The following is a 15,806-nucleotide window of genomic DNA, read 5'->3' as shown; positions in this document are numbered from 1 at the left end:
CCCGGGGGCTCCGCGCCCGCCGGCGAAATGCCTGCGGGGCGGGGCGGGGGCGCTAGCCCCCCGCCCCGCCGACGCCCCTCACCACCAGGGGTACTGGCTCGGCATGTCGGCCGACACCTTGCCCGGGAACGCCGGCGCGCGTTTTTCGAGGAACGAGGCCACCCCTTCCTTCACATCCGCATGCGCCCCGCGTTCGACCGAAATCGCCCGGTCCACGCCCAGCGCCCCAGCGGGGGTGGCCTCGCTCCCGAACCGCCACAGCATCTGGCGGGTCAGCGCGACCGAGACCGGCGACGAGAACTCGGTCATCTCATGGGCGATCTCGATGGCGCGGGCGAGCAGCGCGTCCGGGGCCGTGGTCTCCGCCACCAGTCCCCCCGCCTTCGCCTCGGCCGCGTCGAACACCCGCCCCGACAGCGACCAGCGCAGCGCCTGCGGCAGGCCGACGATGCGCGGCAGGAACCAGGCCGAGCCCGCCTCCGGCACCAGGCCCCGCCGCGCGAAGATGAAGCCGATCTTGGCCCCGTCGGCGGCGATGCGCAGGTCCATCGGCAGGGTCAGCGTGATCCCCACCCCCACCGCCGGCCCGTTGATCGCGGCGATGGAGGGTTTGCGGCAGGTGAAGATCGCCTCGATGAAGCCGCCGCCGGGGCGGGAGGCTGCGTCGGGGGCGTCGTCGAACATCGCCGATCCGCCGCCCGTGGTGTCGAAGGCCGCCGCCCCCGCCGACACGTCCGCCCCAGCGCAGAAGCCGCGCCCCGCCCCGGTCACCACCACCGCGCGCACGTCGTCGTCGGCGTCGGCGGCGCGGAAGGCGGCCGCCAGTTCGGTCCCCATCGTGTGGGTGTAGGCGTTCAGCTTGTCGGGCCGGTTCAGGGTCACGATCATGATCCCGTTCTCGACCCGGCTCTCGATGTCCTGGTAGCTCATGGCGTCCTCCCGCGTGGCTGCGCCGGCGTCGCGCCGGACCTTGCCCGAAGGCTAACCGCTCGGTTAGCCATTCCGCTTGCGTCGGCGCGGGGCCGGCGCTGCGCCGCTTCCAAGGCGTCGCGGGGCCGGGCGCGCGCCGTGCCCAGGGCGCCGCAGGGTCGACGCTGCGGCTCCCCGAACGGTTTGCATGCGGACCGAAACGGACTTAAGTGGCCTCTCAGCGAAGGAGGCCTGCCATGCCTGCCGACTTGATTCCGGTCGACCCGACCGTCACCGACGCCCCGAGCCCCGCCCCGGCCGCAAGCGCGGCGCGCGCCCCGCGCGACCTGCGCGACCGGGCCCAGCGGCACCCGGAAAAACAGAAGCACGCCGACGCGCCGATCCTGCGCAAGCCGAAATGGATCCGCGTCAAGGCCCCCGGCGGCGAGGGCTATGAGCGCACGCGCAAGATCATGAAGGACAACGGCCTCGTCACCGTGTGCGAGGAGGCCGGCTGCCCCAATGTGGGCGAGTGCTGGTCGCAGGGCCACGCCACCATGATGATCATGGGCGGCATCTGCACGCGCGGCTGCACCTTCTGCAACGTCGCCACCGGGCGGCCCGACACGCTCGATGCGTTCGAACCCGCCAAGGTCGCCGATGCGGTGGCCAAGCTGGGGCTGGCGCATGTGGTCATCACCTCGGTCGACCGCGACGACCTCGAGGACGGCGGGGCGGAGCATTTCGCCCGCACCATCCGCTCGATCCGCCGCAAGGCTCCCGACACCACGATCGAGATCCTGACCCCCGATTTCCTGAAATGCGCCCCCTCGGCGCTGGAGGCGGTGGTCGAGGCGCGGCCCGACGTGTTCAACCACAACCTCGAAACCGTGCCCGGCCTCTACCCCGAGGTGCGCCCCGGCGCCCGCTACTTCCACTCGCTGCGCCTGCTGCAGCGGGTGAAGGAGCTGGACCCCTCGATCTTCACCAAGTCCGGCATCATGGTCGGGCTGGGGGAGGACCGTCAGGGCGTGCATCAGGTGATGGACGACATGCGCGCCGCCGACGTGGATTTCCTGACCATCGGCCAGTATCTGCAGCCGACCCCCAAGCACCACGCCGTCGCCCGTTTCGTCGAGCCCGACGAATTCGCGGCCTATGAGCGGGCCGCGCAGGGCAAGGGGTTCCTGATGGTCTCCGCCACGCCGCTGACCCGGTCGAGCTACCATGCCGGCGACGATTTCGCCCGCCTGAAGGCGGCGCGGGAGGCGAAGCTGGGCCACGCCTGAGCCAGGGCCGGCGACGCGACCGCAACGGCCGCCGGGGCGTCCCCCGGGCGGCCGCTGCGCGTCAGGCCCGGCCGGTGGCGGTCCGGTCGCGCAGATCCAGCAGCCCCAGCACCATGTCGATGGTCGGCGTGGGCACGCCGGTGACCTGCCCCAGCTCCTGCACCGCGGTGACGATTGCCCCGATCTCCATCGGGCGGCCTTTCTCGAAGTCCTGCAGCATCGAGGATTTGTGGGCCCCGACCTTGGCCCCGCCGGCCAAGCGCTCGTCGACGCTGATCGGGAAGGCGACGCCCAGCCGCTCGCCGATATGCTGCGCCTCGACCATCATCTCGCGGATCACCGCGCGGGCCCCGTCATGCGCGCCGAGCTGGGCCAGCGTCGCGCCGGTCAGCGCGCTGACCGGATTGAAGCTGAGATTGCCCCAGAGCTTGGTCCATACCGCCTGGCGGATGTCGGGCTCCACCGGCGCGTCGAGCCCGGCTTCGGTCAGGGCGCCGGCCAGCGCCTCCAGCCTGTCGCTGGTCCCGCCCTTCGGCTCGCCCAGGATGAAGCGGTTGCCGCCGCCATGGCCGATGACGCCGGGGGAGGGCGTTTCCGCCGCCACATAGACCACGCAGCCCAGCACGTTGTCCGGCCCGATATGGGTCCATTGCGCGTCGCCGGGGTCCACGGCCGCGATCCGCCGCCCCTCCAGCGCCCCGCCGATCCCGTGAAAATACCACCAGGGCACGCCGTTCACCGCCATGGTGACCGTCCCGCCGCCGGCCAGCAGCGGCGCGAGGTCCGCCGCCACCGCCGGCACGGAATGCGCCTTCATGGTGACGATCACGTGATCCTGCGGGCGGAGCGAGGCCGGATCGTCGGTGGCCTTCACCGGGATCACCCTGGTCTCGCCGCCCGAGACCAGGGTCAGCCCGTCACGCTGCAGCGCCTCGAGATGCGCGCCCCGCGCGATCAGCGTCACGTCCGCCCCCGCCATGGCGAGCTTCGCGCCCAGATAGCCGCCGACCGCTCCGGCCCCGTAAACGCAGATCCGCATCCGCCCGCTCCTCTTCCGCCGCATCGCAACGAGGCCCGAGCCTACGGAGTCGACCGGAATGCGCAACCGCGCCGTCCCGGGCTGACGCTGCGGCGGCGACGCGCCGCGGGGTCGGCGCCGCGACGATCATGAAACCGAAGCGTCTGCGCCTTGCCACCGGCGCGGTCAGGCGCCAGTTTCGCACGCCGGGACGGCCCCGCCCAATCGCGGAACGCCGCCGACCCTGCCCGCGCCATTCCCGCGCCGCGCCCTGCCCGCGCCCGCGCGACCCCGAACCGGAGATCCGCCCCTCATGTCCGCTCCCCTCGACGGCCTGCGCGTCCTCGACCTCACCCGCATCCTCGCCGGCCCCTGGTGCACCCAGCTGCTCGCCGATTTCGGCGCCGACGTGATCAAGATCGAGAACCCCGACGGCGGCGACGACACCCGCTCCTGGGGTCCGCCGTTCCTGAAGGACAAGGACGGGAACGAGACCAGGGAGGCCGCCTATTACCTCTCGGCCAACCGCAACAAGCGGTCGATGACGGTCAACATGCGCACGCCCGAGGGCAAGGCGCTGATCCTGGAACTGGCCAAGACCTCCGACATCGTGGTGGAGAACTTCAAGGTCGGCGGGCTGGCCAAGCTGGGGCTCGGCGAGGCGGATCTGCGCGCGATCAATCCGCGCCTGATCTATCTCTCGATCACCGGCTTCGGGCAGACCGGGCCGAAGGCGCCGGAACCGGGATATGACTATCTGGTGCAGGGGCTCGGCGGTCTGATGTCGATCACCGGCAACCCCGACGGGATGCCGGGCGCAGGCCCGCAGCGGGTCGGGATCGCGGTCGCGGACCTGACCACCGGCATGTATTCGACCATCGCCATTCTGGCCGCGCTGCAGATGCGGGAGCGGACCGGGCGGGGCCAGTATATCGACATGGCGCTGCTCGACGTGAATGTCGGCTGGCTCGGCAATCAGGCGCTCAACTACTTCATCGGCGGGCAGGTGCCCCAGCGCACCGGGCCCTGGCACCCCAACCTCGCGCCCTATCAGCCGTTCCCCTGCGCGGACGGCGAGGTGATCGTGGCCTGCGGCAACGACCGCCAGTTCCGCATCCTGACCCGGGAGATCGGCCTGCCCGACCTCGCCGACGACCCGCGCTTCGTCACCGTGCCCGACCGCAACAAGCACCGGATCGAGCTCGCCGGCCTGATCACCGAGCAGATGCGCAAGAAGCCGCGCGAATACTGGCTGACCGAGCTGCCGAAGGCCGGCGTTCCCTGCTCCGGCCTCAACACCATCGACAAGGTGTTCGAGGAGCCGCAGGTGATCGCGCGCGGCATGAAGATCGAAACGCCGCATACGCTGGCCGGCACCGCGCCGGGCGTGGCGAACCCGATCAAGTTTTCCGAGGCGGTGGTCGAATACAAGCGCGGCGCCCCCCTGCTGGGCGAGCATACCGACGAGGTGCTGCGCGAGGTGCTGGGCTGCGACGACGAAAAGATCGCCGCGCTGAAGGCCGCCGGCGCGGTCTGACGCGGTTGGCGGGGGGCGCGCGTCGCCCCCCGTTCCCGCGCAGGCGGGAGCTTGCGACCGGGCTCCGGGCCGGGGAAGGCGGCTTCGCTCCCGACCCAGGCTTGTTCCAAATTCACGGCAGGGCGCGCGACTTCCCGTCGTCGTCGATGGCGACGTAGATGAAGACGGCTTCCGTCACCTTGGCCCGCTCGCCCTCTGGCATCCGGGTGATCCAGGCCTCGACGCCATAGCGCATCGAGGATCGGCCCTCCTTCTGCAGATCGGCGTAGATGGTCACCACGTCGCCCACATGCACCGCGCGATGAAACGTCATCGCCTCGACCTGCACCGTCGCCACCCGCCCCCGCGCCCGTTCGCGCGCCGGCACCGAGGCCCCGAGGTCCATCTGCCCCATCAGCCAGCCGCCGAAGATGTCGCCGTTGGCGTTGGTGTCGGCCGGCATCGCCAGCGTCTGCAAGGCCAGCAGCCCCTTCGGGCCTTCCGCGGACCCGGTCAATAGAGGGTCTTCTCGTAACGGGCGTGCATGACATCGGCCTCCTCGATCGGACCATCGTGCCGGATGTGATCCTTGAACATCTCGCCGGGTCTGGGCAGCGCCGCCTTCTCGCTCCAGGACGCCGGGTCCCACAGCTTCGAGCGCAGGAACGCCTTGGCGCAATGCAGGTAGACCTCGTCCGCCTCCACCCGCAGCACGGTGATCGGCAGCTTGCCGCGGGTCTCGAACCGGGCGCGGATCGCCGCGTCGTCATGGATCGAGGCGCGGCCGTTCACCCGCAGCGTCTCGCGCAGCCCCGGGATCAGGAACAAAAGCCCCGCCTGACCGTTCTTCAGAATGTTCTCGTAGCCGTCGAGCCGGTTGTTGCCGGGCCAGTCGGGGATCAGCACCGCGGTCTCGCCATCGGCCTGCACGAAGCCCGGGCCGTCGCCCTTGGGCGAGACGTCGACCTTCGCCCCGTCGGACGTGGCGATCATCACCATGGGGCTGAGCTCGAAGAAGCGCAGGCAGTGCCGGTCCAGCCGATCCTGCTGCTTCTTCACGGCCACCTCCATCGGCGGGCCGTAGATGGCGCGAAGCGCGGCGACGTCTTCGATCATGGGGGTTCTCCAGGTCGGCGCGGGGCGGGCGCGCAGGTCATGGCGCGAAGCCTAGACCCGGCGCGCCCGACGCGCCAGCCGCCAACCCGCCGCTGCGTGACGGAAACCGCGGCGGGGCCGGCGGGCAGGCGATGCGTCCCGAAGGGCGCGAGCCCCGTCCCCGGCCCCCGGGGTCAGCCGGCGGCGGCGACGCCGACCATGGCCGGGCGCAGCAGCCGGCCGGAGATGGTGAAACCCTCCGCCATCACCTGGATCACCGTGCCGGGCGCGGCTCCGGGGACCGGCGCCTCGAACATGGCCTGGTGCACCTTGGCGTCGAACTTCTCGCCGATCTCCGGCGACACCGCCTCGATCTTGTGCTTGGCGAAGGCCTGGAGCAGCTCGCGCTGGGTCAGCTCGATGCCCTCGATCACCGGGCCGGCCGCGGCGCGCGCATCGTCGTCGATGGCCTCCAGCGCCCGGCCGAGATTGTCGTAGACCCCCAGCAGGTCGCGGGCGAGCTTGGCGCCGGCATAGGCCTGGGCATCCTTCACGTCGCGCTCGGCGCGCTTGCGGACGTTCTCGGTCTCGGCCAGCGCCCGCATCAGCCGCTCGCGCAGCTCGTCGCGTTCGGCGAGCGCGGTGGTCAGGGCGGCCTCCATCTCGTCGATCGGCTCCGCCTCCACCACGCCGGCGTCCTCGGCGTCGGAGATGTGCATGGCCGCGTCCTCGGCCGCCTGCGCGCCCAGGTCGTCGGCGCCTTCGCGCAGCGCCGCCTCGGCCGCGCTTTCGCCGCGGTTCTCCGCCGCCCGCATCTCGTCGTCGTCCCTGGTCTTTCCGTCGGTCATGTCAGCTCCGTCTTTCGGGTCAACCGCGGCGCCGGTCGGTCACCAGCCTGCCCATCAGGCGGGCGGTGTAGTCGACGATCGGCACCACGCGGCCATAGTTGAGGCGCGTCGGGCCGATGACCCCGAGCGCGCCGATGATCCTGCGTTCCGCGTCCATATAAGGAGCGATGACCAGAGAGGAACCCGAAAGCGAGAAGAGCTTGTTCTCGGACCCGATGAAGATCCGCACGCCCTCGCCGGTTTCGGCCAGCTCCAGCAGGTCGAGAAGGTCCTTCTTGCGCTCCAGATCGTCGAAGAGCTGGCGCATGCGGTCCATCTCCGCCTCGCCCTCCACGCCGTCGAGCAGATTGGCCCGGCCGCGCACCACCAGCCGGTCGGGGGCGCGCGACGCGGCCTCTCCGGTCCAGACCGCGATGCCCTGCTCCACCAGGCTCGCCGCCAGCGCGTCGAGCTCCTGCCGGCGGCCCGCGATCTCGCGCTCCACCGCACGGGCGGCCTGCGACAGCGTCTTGCCGCGCAGCATGGCGTTGAGGAAATTGGCCGCCTCGCGCATCGCCGAGGGCGTGATGCCCGGCGGCGGGGCGATCACCCGGTTCTCAACCCCCCCGTCCTCGGTCACCAGCACCACCAGCGCCGCGCCGTCGGGCAGCGACACGAACTCGATATGCTTGATCGGCGCTTCGGTCTTGGGAGCGAGCACCAGCGACGCGGTCTGGGTCAGACCCGACAGCATCATCCCGGCCCGCGCCACCATGCCGGCGACGGCGGAGCTGTCGGGCGTGCCGTCCGCTTCCATCCCGCGTTCGATCCGCGCGCGTTCGTCGCCTGGCACGTCGCCGATCTGCAGCAGGCCGTCGACGAACATGCGCAGGCCGGACTGGGTTGGGATGCGCCCGGCGGAGACATGGGGCGAGCCGAGCAGGCCGAGCTCCTCGAGGTCCTGCATCACGTTGCGCACCGAGGCCGGCGACAGCGGCGTCGCCAGCGCGCGCGAGAGGGTGCGCGACCCGACCGGCTCTCCGGTCTCAAGATAGGTTTCCACCAGCTGGCGGAAGATGTCGCGGCTGCGATCGTTGAGATCGCCGAGCTGTGCGGTCATGGCGGCGTCGACCTCGGGATGCTTCCGAAGGGAGGCGTCCGGCGATTGGTAGGCGCGGCCGCGGACGCGGTCAATGCGCCCGGAGGACGCCGGCGGAACGGGGCGCCGGTCCCCCGCCGCGCCGAAGGCGCCGCGCCTCGTCTGCCGGAAGCGTTGCGACGCTTGCGGGCCACGCGGGCCTGATCGCGCAAGTGATGCCGCGCCATCGCGAATCGGTATGATGCGCTGCACATATGTGCAATCAGATCGAATCGAATATCCGTCATTCGGTCCTCCGTCCCCGCTCTGCGGCCCTTTCTGCGGCCCTCTCCAAGGAGACGCGTTTTGCGTGCCTTCACCCTTCCCCTCGCCGGTCTGCTGACCGTGCTGGCCGCCGCATCCGCGCAGGCCATCCCCATCGAGTTCGTGCCGCCCGGCGTGACCGGAGGGGTCTTTACGACCAACATCAATGACGGCTGGGAAGTGGCGCGCGGCATCGGCTTCACGGTCGACGCGCCGATCGAGCTGACCTCGCTCGGCCTCTATCAGGACTTCGTCGGCGTCTCGTTCTCATACGGCATCTACGAGATCGACCGGTCGGGCACGACCTTCACGAGGACCTCGACGCTGGCCTCCGGTTCGACGACGGCGACCACCGCCGGGCTGGAGTGGATCGATGTCGCCATCGCGCCGGTCACGCTGACGACCGGGCTCGACTACCTCATCGAGTTCCAGTTCACGGCCACGTCCCAGCAGAATTTCTTCTACAATAACAGCAACATCGCCTGGAGCCAGGCTGGGGTCTCGGGCATCGACGGCACGAAGGACGACAGCTTCGACAACTCCGTCGTCGCCGCCTTCCGGATCGACGGCGAGATCGGCGGCGTCAGCGACGTGCCCGTGCCCGCCGCCGCGCCGCTGCTGGCGCTCGCGCTCGGCGGCTTCGCGCTGGTCCGCGCCAGGCGCCGCCCCGCCGCCTGACGTCCCGCCCGATACGCCGCCTCACGTCCCGCCTCACGTCCTGCGGCGCCGGGTTGAAGAGAGGGGGGTCTGCCGCGTAAGAGACGCGGTGATCGCCGCGCCTCAAGGGTCGGCCCCCTTCAGCACGAGGACAGCCATGCGCCCTTCCGGCCGCGCCCGCGACGCGCTCCGCCCCGTCATTCTGGAAACCGGCGCCACCAAGCACGCCGAAGGCTCCTGCCTGATCCGCATGGGCGACACCCATGTGCTGTGCACCGCCTCCATCGAAGGCCGCACGCCGCCGTGGATGCGCAATTCGGGCCTGGGCTGGGTGACCGCGGAATACGGCATGCTGCCGCGCGCCACCCATACCCGCAACCGGCGCGAGGCCGCGTCGGGCAAGGTGTCGGGCCGCACCCAGGAGATCCAGCGCCTGATCGGGCGGTCCCTGCGGGCCGGCACCGACCGGGTGGTGATGGGCGAGCGTCAGATCACCGTCGACTGCGACGTGCTCCAGGCCGACGGCGGCACCCGCTGCGCCTCGATCACCGGGGGCTGGGTCGCCCTGTGGCTCGCCGCGCAGAAGCTGGTGAAAGCCGGCGAGCTGAAGACGAACCCGATCTCCGAGCATGTCGCCGCCGTGTCCTGCGGGGTCTACAATGGCCAGACCGTGCTCGACCTCGACTATGCCGAGGATTCCGAGGCCGGTACGGATTCGAACGTGGTGATGACCGGCTCGGGCGGGCTGGTGGAGGTGCAGGGCTCGGCCGAGGGCGCGACCTTCTCCCGCGATGAGCTGACCAAGCTGCTCGACCTCGCCGCCGCCGGCATCGCCCAGCTGGTGGCCGCGCAGAAGGAAGCGATCTCCCGATGACCCGTCAGCTCGAAGCGCCGAAGATCGTCGTCGCCACCCATAACGCCGGCAAGGTGGACGAGATCCGCGCCTTGCTGGCCCCCTGGGGGATCGAGACGGTGTCGGCCGGAGAGCTGGGGCTGCCGGTCCCCGACGAGACCGAGACCACGTTCGAAGGCAACGCCGCCCTCAAGGCCCGCGCGGCGGCGGAGGCGTCGGGCCTGCCGGCGCTGGCGGACGATTCAGGAATCGAGGTCGACGCGCTCGGCGGCGCGCCCGGGGTCTACACCGCCGACTGGGCCGAAACGCCCCAGGGCCGCGATTTCGCCCGCGCCATGTCGCGCACCCATGCCGCCGTGCTGGAGGCGGGCGCCTCCCCCCCCTGGACCGCGCGCTTCGTCTGCGTGCTCTGCGTGGTGTGGCCGGACGGCGAGGTCGCCACCGTGCGCGGCACGGCCGAGGGTCAGGTGATCTGGCCGCCCCGCGGCGCCGGGGGCCATGGCTACGACCCGTGCTTCCAGCCCGACGCGGGCGACGGGCGGACCTTCGCCGAGATGACAGGGGCGGAGAAGAACAGCCTCTCCCACCGCGCCGACGCCTTCGAAAAACTCGCGTCGCAGGTGCTGGGCCCCCGCCCCCCCGCGCCGCCCTCCTGATCCATGGCGCTCCCCCCGCCCCGCGGCTTCCGTTTCGCCCGCCGCTGGTGGTGGGCGCTGACCCTGGTCGCGTTCGGGATGCTGGCGCTGTTCCTGAAATCCGGCCAGTTCTGGATCGGCATCGTCGCGGCGGTGATCCTGCTGTTCACCTTCGCCGCCAAGTTCACCGAGCCGCCCCATGACTTCTGACCTCCCCATGACGTCCGACCTCAAGGCCGAGGACTGGCGCGCGGGGGGGTTCGGCATCTACGTGCACTGGCCGTTCTGCCTCGCCAAATGCCCCTATTGCGACTTCAACTCCCATGTCGCCCGCGTGGTGGATCAGGACGCGATGCGCGCGGGCCTGATCGCCCAGCTCGGCGCGGCGCGGGAGATGACCGGACCGCGGACCGCGGGCTCCCTGTTCTTCGGCGGCGGCACCCCGTCCCTGATGCCGGCCGAAACCGTCGCCGCGGTGATCGAGGAGGCCGACCGCCTCTGGGGGTTTTCCCCCGACGCCGAGATCACGCTGGAGGCGAACCCGACCTCCATCGAGGCCGAACGCTTCGCCGGCTACGCGAGCGCCGGGGTCAACCGGGTGTCGATGGGGGCGCAGGCGCTGAACGACGCCGACCTCAAGCGGCTGGGGCGGATGCACACGGCGGCCGAGGCCCGCGCCGCCTTCGACATCGCCCGCGCCGCCTTCGCCCGGGTCAGCTTCGACCTGATCTACGCCCGCCAGGATCAGACCCCGGCCGAGTGGGAGGGGGAGCTCGCCCAGGCGCTCGACATGGCCATCGACCACCTGTCGCTCTACCAGCTGACGGTGGAGGCCGGGACCCGCTTCAGCGAGCTGCATGACATCGGAAAGCTCCGCGGCCTGCCCGACGACGACCGGGCGGCGGACATGTATGCGATCACCCAAGGCCTGTGCGAAGCGGCCGGGATGCCCGCCTACGAGATTTCGAACCACGCCCGCCCGGGATCGGAGAGCCGCCACAACCTCGTCTACTGGCGCGGCGGCGACTATGCGGGGGTGGGCGCCGGCGCCCATGGGCGGGTGACGGTGGATGGCGTGCGGCTCGCGACCGAGACCCCCCGCGCCCCCGCCGCCTGGCTGGAGACCGCCGGGCGCGGCGCGGAGGGGTTCGCGACCGAGCCCGTCATCGACGCGGACCGCGCCGTAGAATATCTGATGATGTCCCTGCGGCTGGCGGAAGGCGCGCGTCTCGACCGCTACGCCCGCCTCGCCGGGACGCCGCTGGACCCCGCCCGCATCGCGGATCTGGAGGACCAGGGCCTGCTGATCCGCGGCCAGGGCCGGCTGATCGCCACCGCCCGCGGCCGGGCGCTGCTCGACGCCGTGCTGCGCGCGCTGCTGGTCTGACGGCGCGCAGGCGCGGCGTCCTGCCCGGCCCCCGGCGACGATCAGGACTCGTTTCTCAGGAAATCCCGGCTAGATTGCGCGCCATGCGGTATCTTTGGATGGCTCTCGGCTGGACCTCCGTCGCGCTGGCTGTGCTGGGCATCGCCCTGCCCGGCCTGCCGACCGTGCCGTTCCTGCTGCTCGCCGCCTTCGCCTTCTCGCGCTCCTCGGAACGCGCCTATCGCTGGCTGGTCGACCACGCCCGGCTCGGCCCCCCGATCCGTGACTGGCAGGCCAACGGCGCGATCCGGCGACGGATCAAGTGGCTGTCTTCGGCGATGATGCTGGCGGCCTTCCTGGCGATGGTCGCCATTGGCGCTCCGCTCTGGGCGCTGGCCCTGCAGGTCACGTCGCTCGCCGGGGCCGCGATTTTCGTCTGGACCCGGCCCGAGCCGGTCATGCCGGCCCCCGCCGCCGAAAGCTGAACACGGGGAAAGCTGAACCGGGCGCGTCTCGTCCGGACCGGATCTTCATGGGATACCGGGCGCGATCCGCCCCGCCTGAGCCCGGATGCGAGAGAGAGGCGCGGAGATCTGCGCCGCGCCCCCCTCGCCATGCCCCCGACCGCCGAAGGGGCCGGAGCGCAGGCTTGTCATGTCGGCCGCCCCCGGTCCACCGGGCCGAAGACGCGGGCGACGCAGGCGCGGGGTCGCCCCCCTGCCGCGCCCGGATCGCGGCTGTTCAGCCCTTGATGGCCGCCTTGAAGGTGGTCGAGAACTTGAACTTCGGCGCGGTGTGCGCGTCCGCCATCTTCTTCTCGCCGGTCTGCGGGTTGCGGACCTCGCGCGCCGCGCGCTCCGAGGCTTCCAGCTTGCCGATGCCGGGCAGCGTCACCGACTTGCCGTCCTTCAGCGCGCTTTCGCTGACGGTCGCCATGGCGCCCAGCACCGCGGTCACGCTCGCCTTGGTCTCGCCGCTCGCTTCCGCCAGTGCGGTCACCAGTTCGTCTTTCTTCACGAAACGCCCTCCGTTGTTCTCGTTCCTGATCGGGTTCCGGAGCCCCACAACACCGCAGGGCGACCGGATGTCAAGCCGCGCGGGCCGCGGTTTCCGCATCCGGAGCCGTCCGGACGCAAGGTCAGTCGCCCCCGAGCATCGCCCGGAGTTCATAGACCAGATCGAGCGCGGCGCGCGGCGTCAGTTCATCCGGCGAGGCCTGGCGCAGCCGCGCCTCCACCGCCGAGACCGCCGCCGGCGCCGGCGCACGCGGGGCCGGCGCCGGGTTCATCGCGAACAACGGCAGGTCGTCGATCAGCGCCTTGGCCCGCGCCCGCCCGCCGCCGCCCGCGCCCGCCCGGTCGCCTTCCTCCAGCGCCTCGAGCACCGTGCGCGCGCGGTCCACCACCGAACCGGGCAGCCCGGCCAGCCGCGCCACCTGCACGCCGTAGGAGCGGTCGGCGGCGCCGGCCCGCACCTCGTGCAGGAACACCACGTCGCCCTCCCACTCCCGCACCGCCATGGTGGCGTTGCGCAGGCCCGGCAGACGGTCGGCGAGCGCGGTCAGCTCGTGGTAATGGGTCGCGAAAAGCGAGCGGCAGCGATTGGCCTCATGCAGATGCTCCAGCGTCGCCCAGGCGATGGAAAGACCGTCGTAAGTCGCTGTTCCGCGGCCGATTTCATCGAGGATCACCAGCGCGCCGGGGCCGGCCTGGTTGAGGATGGCGGCGGTCTCCACCATCTCCACCATGAAGGTCGAGCGCCCGCGCGCCAGGTCGTCGGCGGCGCCGACGCGCGAGAAGAGCTGATCGACCACGCCGATCCGCGCCGCCGCCGCGGGCACATAGGCGCCCATCTGCGCCAGCACCGCGATCAGCGCGTTCTGGCGCAGGAAGGTCGACTTGCCGGCCATGTTCGGACCGGTCAGCAGCCAGACCGGGCGGGGGTCGTCGCCCTCCCCCGACAGGTCGCAATCATTGGGCACGAAGGCCTGCCCGCCCTGCCGGCGCAGCGCCTGCTCGACCACCGGATGCCGCCCGCCCTCGATCACGAACGCCCGCCCGGCCTCGAGCGCGGGCCGGGTCCAGTCCAGTTCGACGGCGATCTGGGCGAGGCCGGCCGCCAGATCCAGTTCCGCCAGCGCTTTCGCCGCGCGGGCGACGGCCGGAGCGGCTTCCAGCACCTCGGCGCAGAGGCGCTCGAAGATTTTTTTCTCCGCCTCCAGCGCGCGCGCCCCGGCGTTGAGGATCCGCGCCTCCAGATCCGAGAGTTCGACCGTGGTGAAGCGCACCGCATTGGCCAGCGTCTGGCGGTGGATGAACGTCTCGGTCAGCGGCGGCTTCAGCATCCGCTCGGCATGCAGCGCCGAGGTTTCGATGAAATAGCCCAGCACGTTGTTGTGCTTGATCTTCAGCGCGGTGACGCCGGCGATCTCGGCATAGCCCGACTGCAGGCCGGCGATCACCCCGCGGCCATGATCGCGCAGCTCCCGCGCCTCGTCGAGTTCGGGGTCGAGGCCGGCGGCCACCGCCCCCCCGTCGCGGATCAGCAGCGGCGGCTCGGCGACCAGCGCGGTTTCGAGCCGTTCGAAGAGATCGTCATGCCCATCCAGCGCGCCGGCGGCTTCGGTCAGGCGAGGGGGCAGGTCTTCGGCGCCGAGCCGTTCGGCCAGCGCCGCGCCCTGGGCGAGCCCGTCGCGGATGGCGGCGAGGTCGCGCGGGCCGCCGCGGCCGAGGCCGAGACGCGACAGCGCCCGCTCCATCTCCGGCGCCCGGCGCAGGGCGCTGCGGATATCCTCGGCAAGCCTGCGGTCGGCGATCAGCGCGGCGACGGCGTCGAGCCGGTCCGCGATCTCCGCCCGGTCGGTGGAGGGCGAGGAGAGCCGCGCCTCCAGCAGCCGCGCGCCGGCGGCGGTGACGGACCGGTCGACGGCGGCGAGCAGCGAGCCGTCGCGGCCCCCCGACATCGACCGGGTCAGTTCCAGATTGCGCCGGGTGGCCGCGTCGATGCGCATGGTCCCGCCGGGCGCTTCGGCCTGGGGCGGGCGGACCAGCGGCAGGCGGCCGCGCTGGGTCAGCTCGACATAGGCGATGGCCCCGCCCATGGCCGCGATCTGGGCGCGGGAGAACCCGCCGAACGCATCCAGCGCCTTGACCGAAAAAAGTCTTTCCAGCCTGAGCCGCGCGCCCTCGCTGTCCCACGCCGCCCGGGCGAGCGGGGTGGCGGCGGCGCCGGCCTCCTCGATCAATCCGGTCAGGGCCGGATCTTCGGCGGCCTCGGAGACCAGCACTTCGGAGGGAGCGAGCCGGGCGAGCAGCGGGCCGAGCCCGCTCCGCGCGCAATCGGCGACATGAAAATCGCCGGTGGAGAGGTCGAGCCAGGCCAGCGCGCCCTCGCCCCGGATCTCGGCCCAGGCGGCAAGGTAATTGTGGCGGCGCGCGTCGAGCAGCGCGTCCTCGGTCAGCGTGCCGGGGGTGACCAGGCGGGTGACGTCGCGCTTGACCACCGACTTGGCGCCGCGCTTGCGCGCCTCGGCCGGGTCCTCGAGCTGTTCGCAGACCGCGACGCGGAACCCCTTGCGGATCAGCTGCAACAAGTAGTTCTCGTGGCTGTGCACCGGGACGCCGCACATGGCGATGTCCTGACCCAGATGTTTTCCGCGCTTGGTCAGCGCGATGTCGAGGGCGGCGGCGGCCTGCACCGCGTCCTCGAAGAACATCTCATAGAAATCACCCATCCGATAGAACAGGATCGCGTCGGGATAGCGCGTTTTGATCTCGGTGTACTGGGCCATCATCGGGGTGACGGCGCCGGTGTCGGCGGGCACGACCTCGGGCGCGGAGACGGGCTCCGGCGTGAGGTCGGGGTCGGGGTCCTGCGCGTGCGTCGCCATGAGCCGCCGATAGCACGGGGCGGGGCCGATGCGGAAGGGGCGGGCCTGCGGTCCGCGTCCCCGCCACGCGCCGCCCGCCCGCCCGGCCCGGCGCGTGGCGGGGATGCGCTTGGCGCCGCGGCGCGCCCGGAAGCGATCCAACGCTGTTCGCATCGCCCGTTCCATCAGCTCCCCAGGTCCCGCCCCATCGAAAACGACGGCGATGCGGCACGGCCAGGGGGTCGGGAGCCCGACCGCGCCGCATCGCCGCCCGCACGATCGCCTTCGCGAGCGGGTGCTCGCTGTCGGTCTCGGCGGCGGCGGCGAGCGCGAGCAGCTCGTCCTCGGTGTGGGTGCCCGCGGTCTCGACC

16 protein-coding genes are annotated in these 15,806 nt (G+C 71.7%); 8 read left to right on the top strand and 8 right to left on the bottom strand.

What is annotated here, in order from left to right; translation table 11 throughout:
• Positions 1-78: 78 nt before the first annotated feature.
• Positions 79-930 carry an enoyl-CoA hydratase-related protein gene (locus ACTB72_RS15295; protein WP_463037861.1) on the bottom strand — a complete coding sequence of 284 codons (852 nt, stop codon included), beginning with the start codon at positions 928-930 and terminating at the stop codon, positions 79-81.
• 236 nt (positions 931-1,166) lie between these two features.
• On the opposite strand from ACTB72_RS15295, the gene lipA reads away from it, so the two are divergent.
• Positions 1,167-2,198 (top strand): lipoyl synthase, encoded by a 1,032-nt coding sequence (gene lipA / locus ACTB72_RS15290; protein WP_463037860.1) that lies wholly within the window; start codon positions 1,167-1,169, stop codon positions 2,196-2,198.
• Between the two features lie 61 nt (positions 2,199-2,259).
• Here the strand turns inward: lipA and ACTB72_RS15285 are convergent, their stop codons facing one another.
• Positions 2,260-3,237: a 2-dehydropantoate 2-reductase gene (locus tag ACTB72_RS15285; protein WP_463037859.1), complete on the bottom strand. Its 978-nt coding sequence runs from the start codon at positions 3,235-3,237 to the stop codon at positions 2,260-2,262.
• Positions 3,238-3,529: 292 nt separating this feature from the next.
• Between ACTB72_RS15285 and ACTB72_RS15280 the strand changes: the two genes are divergently transcribed.
• The gene (locus ACTB72_RS15280) at positions 3,530-4,753 is read left to right on the top strand and encodes a CaiB/BaiF CoA transferase family protein (protein WP_463037858.1); all 1,224 of its coding nucleotides are present in this window, start codon (positions 3,530-3,532) and stop codon (positions 4,751-4,753) included.
• 112 nt (positions 4,754-4,865) lie between these two features.
• Here ACTB72_RS15280 and ACTB72_RS15275 read toward each other — a convergent pair whose 3' ends face one another.
• The 4 genes from ACTB72_RS15275 to hrcA all read right to left on the bottom strand — a co-directional run bounded on the left by ACTB72_RS15275 (position 4,866) and on the right by hrcA (position 7,774).
• Positions 4,866-5,249 (bottom strand): acyl-CoA thioesterase, encoded by a 384-nt coding sequence (locus tag ACTB72_RS15275; RefSeq protein ID WP_463037857.1) that lies wholly within the window; start codon positions 5,247-5,249, stop codon positions 4,866-4,868.
• Positions 5,246-5,848 (bottom strand): pyridoxamine 5'-phosphate oxidase family protein, encoded by a 603-nt coding sequence (locus ACTB72_RS15270; protein ID WP_463037856.1) that lies wholly within the window; start codon positions 5,846-5,848, stop codon positions 5,246-5,248. Before ACTB72_RS15270 ends, ACTB72_RS15275 begins: the two co-directional genes overlap by 4 nt.
• Before the next feature lie 173 nt (positions 5,849-6,021).
• On the bottom strand, positions 6,022-6,546 hold the full coding sequence (locus tag ACTB72_RS15265; RefSeq protein WP_463037863.1) for a nucleotide exchange factor GrpE: 525 nt from the start codon (positions 6,544-6,546) through the stop codon (positions 6,022-6,024).
• Positions 6,547-6,694: 148 nt separating this feature from the next.
• Positions 6,695-7,774 (bottom strand): heat-inducible transcriptional repressor HrcA, encoded by a 1,080-nt coding sequence (gene hrcA, locus ACTB72_RS15260; RefSeq protein ID WP_463037855.1) that lies wholly within the window; start codon positions 7,772-7,774, stop codon positions 6,695-6,697.
• Between the two features lie 324 nt (positions 7,775-8,098).
• Between hrcA and ACTB72_RS15255 the strand changes: the two genes are divergently transcribed.
• The 6 genes from ACTB72_RS15255 to ACTB72_RS15230 all read left to right on the top strand — a co-directional run bounded on the left by ACTB72_RS15255 (position 8,099) and on the right by ACTB72_RS15230 (position 12,052).
• Complete coding sequence (locus ACTB72_RS15255; protein ID WP_463037854.1) at positions 8,099-8,734, top strand: VPLPA-CTERM sorting domain-containing protein; 636 nt, start codon at positions 8,099-8,101, stop codon at positions 8,732-8,734.
• A 136-nt stretch (positions 8,735-8,870) separates the two neighbouring features.
• Positions 8,871-9,587, top strand: a complete 717-nt coding sequence (rph, locus tag ACTB72_RS15250) for a ribonuclease PH (RefSeq protein ID WP_463037853.1) — start codon at positions 8,871-8,873, stop codon at positions 9,585-9,587.
• Positions 9,584-10,222, top strand: a complete 639-nt coding sequence (gene rdgB, locus ACTB72_RS15245; protein ID WP_463037852.1) for an RdgB/HAM1 family non-canonical purine NTP pyrophosphatase — start codon at positions 9,584-9,586, stop codon at positions 10,220-10,222. Before rph ends, rdgB begins: the two co-directional genes overlap by 4 nt.
• A 3-nt stretch (positions 10,223-10,225) precedes the next feature.
• A complete protein-coding gene (locus ACTB72_RS15240) occupies positions 10,226-10,411 on the top strand; it encodes a hypothetical protein (RefSeq protein ID WP_463037851.1) in 186 nt (61 codons plus the stop codon).
• Entirely contained in the window at positions 10,401-11,588 is a 1,188-nt protein-coding gene (hemW, locus tag ACTB72_RS15235; protein WP_463037850.1) for a radical SAM family heme chaperone HemW, read from the top strand. Before ACTB72_RS15240 ends, hemW begins: the two co-directional genes overlap by 11 nt.
• Before the next feature lie 83 nt (positions 11,589-11,671).
• Positions 11,672-12,052 carry a YbaN family protein gene (locus ACTB72_RS15230; RefSeq protein ID WP_463037849.1) on the top strand — a complete coding sequence of 127 codons (381 nt, stop codon included), beginning with the start codon at positions 11,672-11,674 and terminating at the stop codon, positions 12,050-12,052.
• A gap of 256 nt (positions 12,053-12,308) precedes the next feature.
• Here the strand turns inward: ACTB72_RS15230 and ACTB72_RS15225 are convergent, their stop codons facing one another.
• Entirely contained in the window at positions 12,309-12,584 is a 276-nt protein-coding gene (locus ACTB72_RS15225; RefSeq protein WP_463037848.1) for an HU family DNA-binding protein, read from the bottom strand.
• Between the two features lie 121 nt (positions 12,585-12,705).
• Positions 12,706-15,360, bottom strand: a complete 2,655-nt coding sequence (gene mutS, locus ACTB72_RS15220) for a DNA mismatch repair protein MutS (RefSeq protein WP_463037862.1) — start codon at positions 15,358-15,360, stop codon at positions 12,706-12,708.
• Positions 15,361-15,806 lie beyond the last annotated feature (446 nt).

The sequence above is a fragment of the Albimonas sp. genome, from assembly GCF_055129145.1.
The sequence above is the reverse complement of the archived record's forward strand: the minus strand, read 5'-3'. Positions and strand labels throughout refer to the sequence as shown.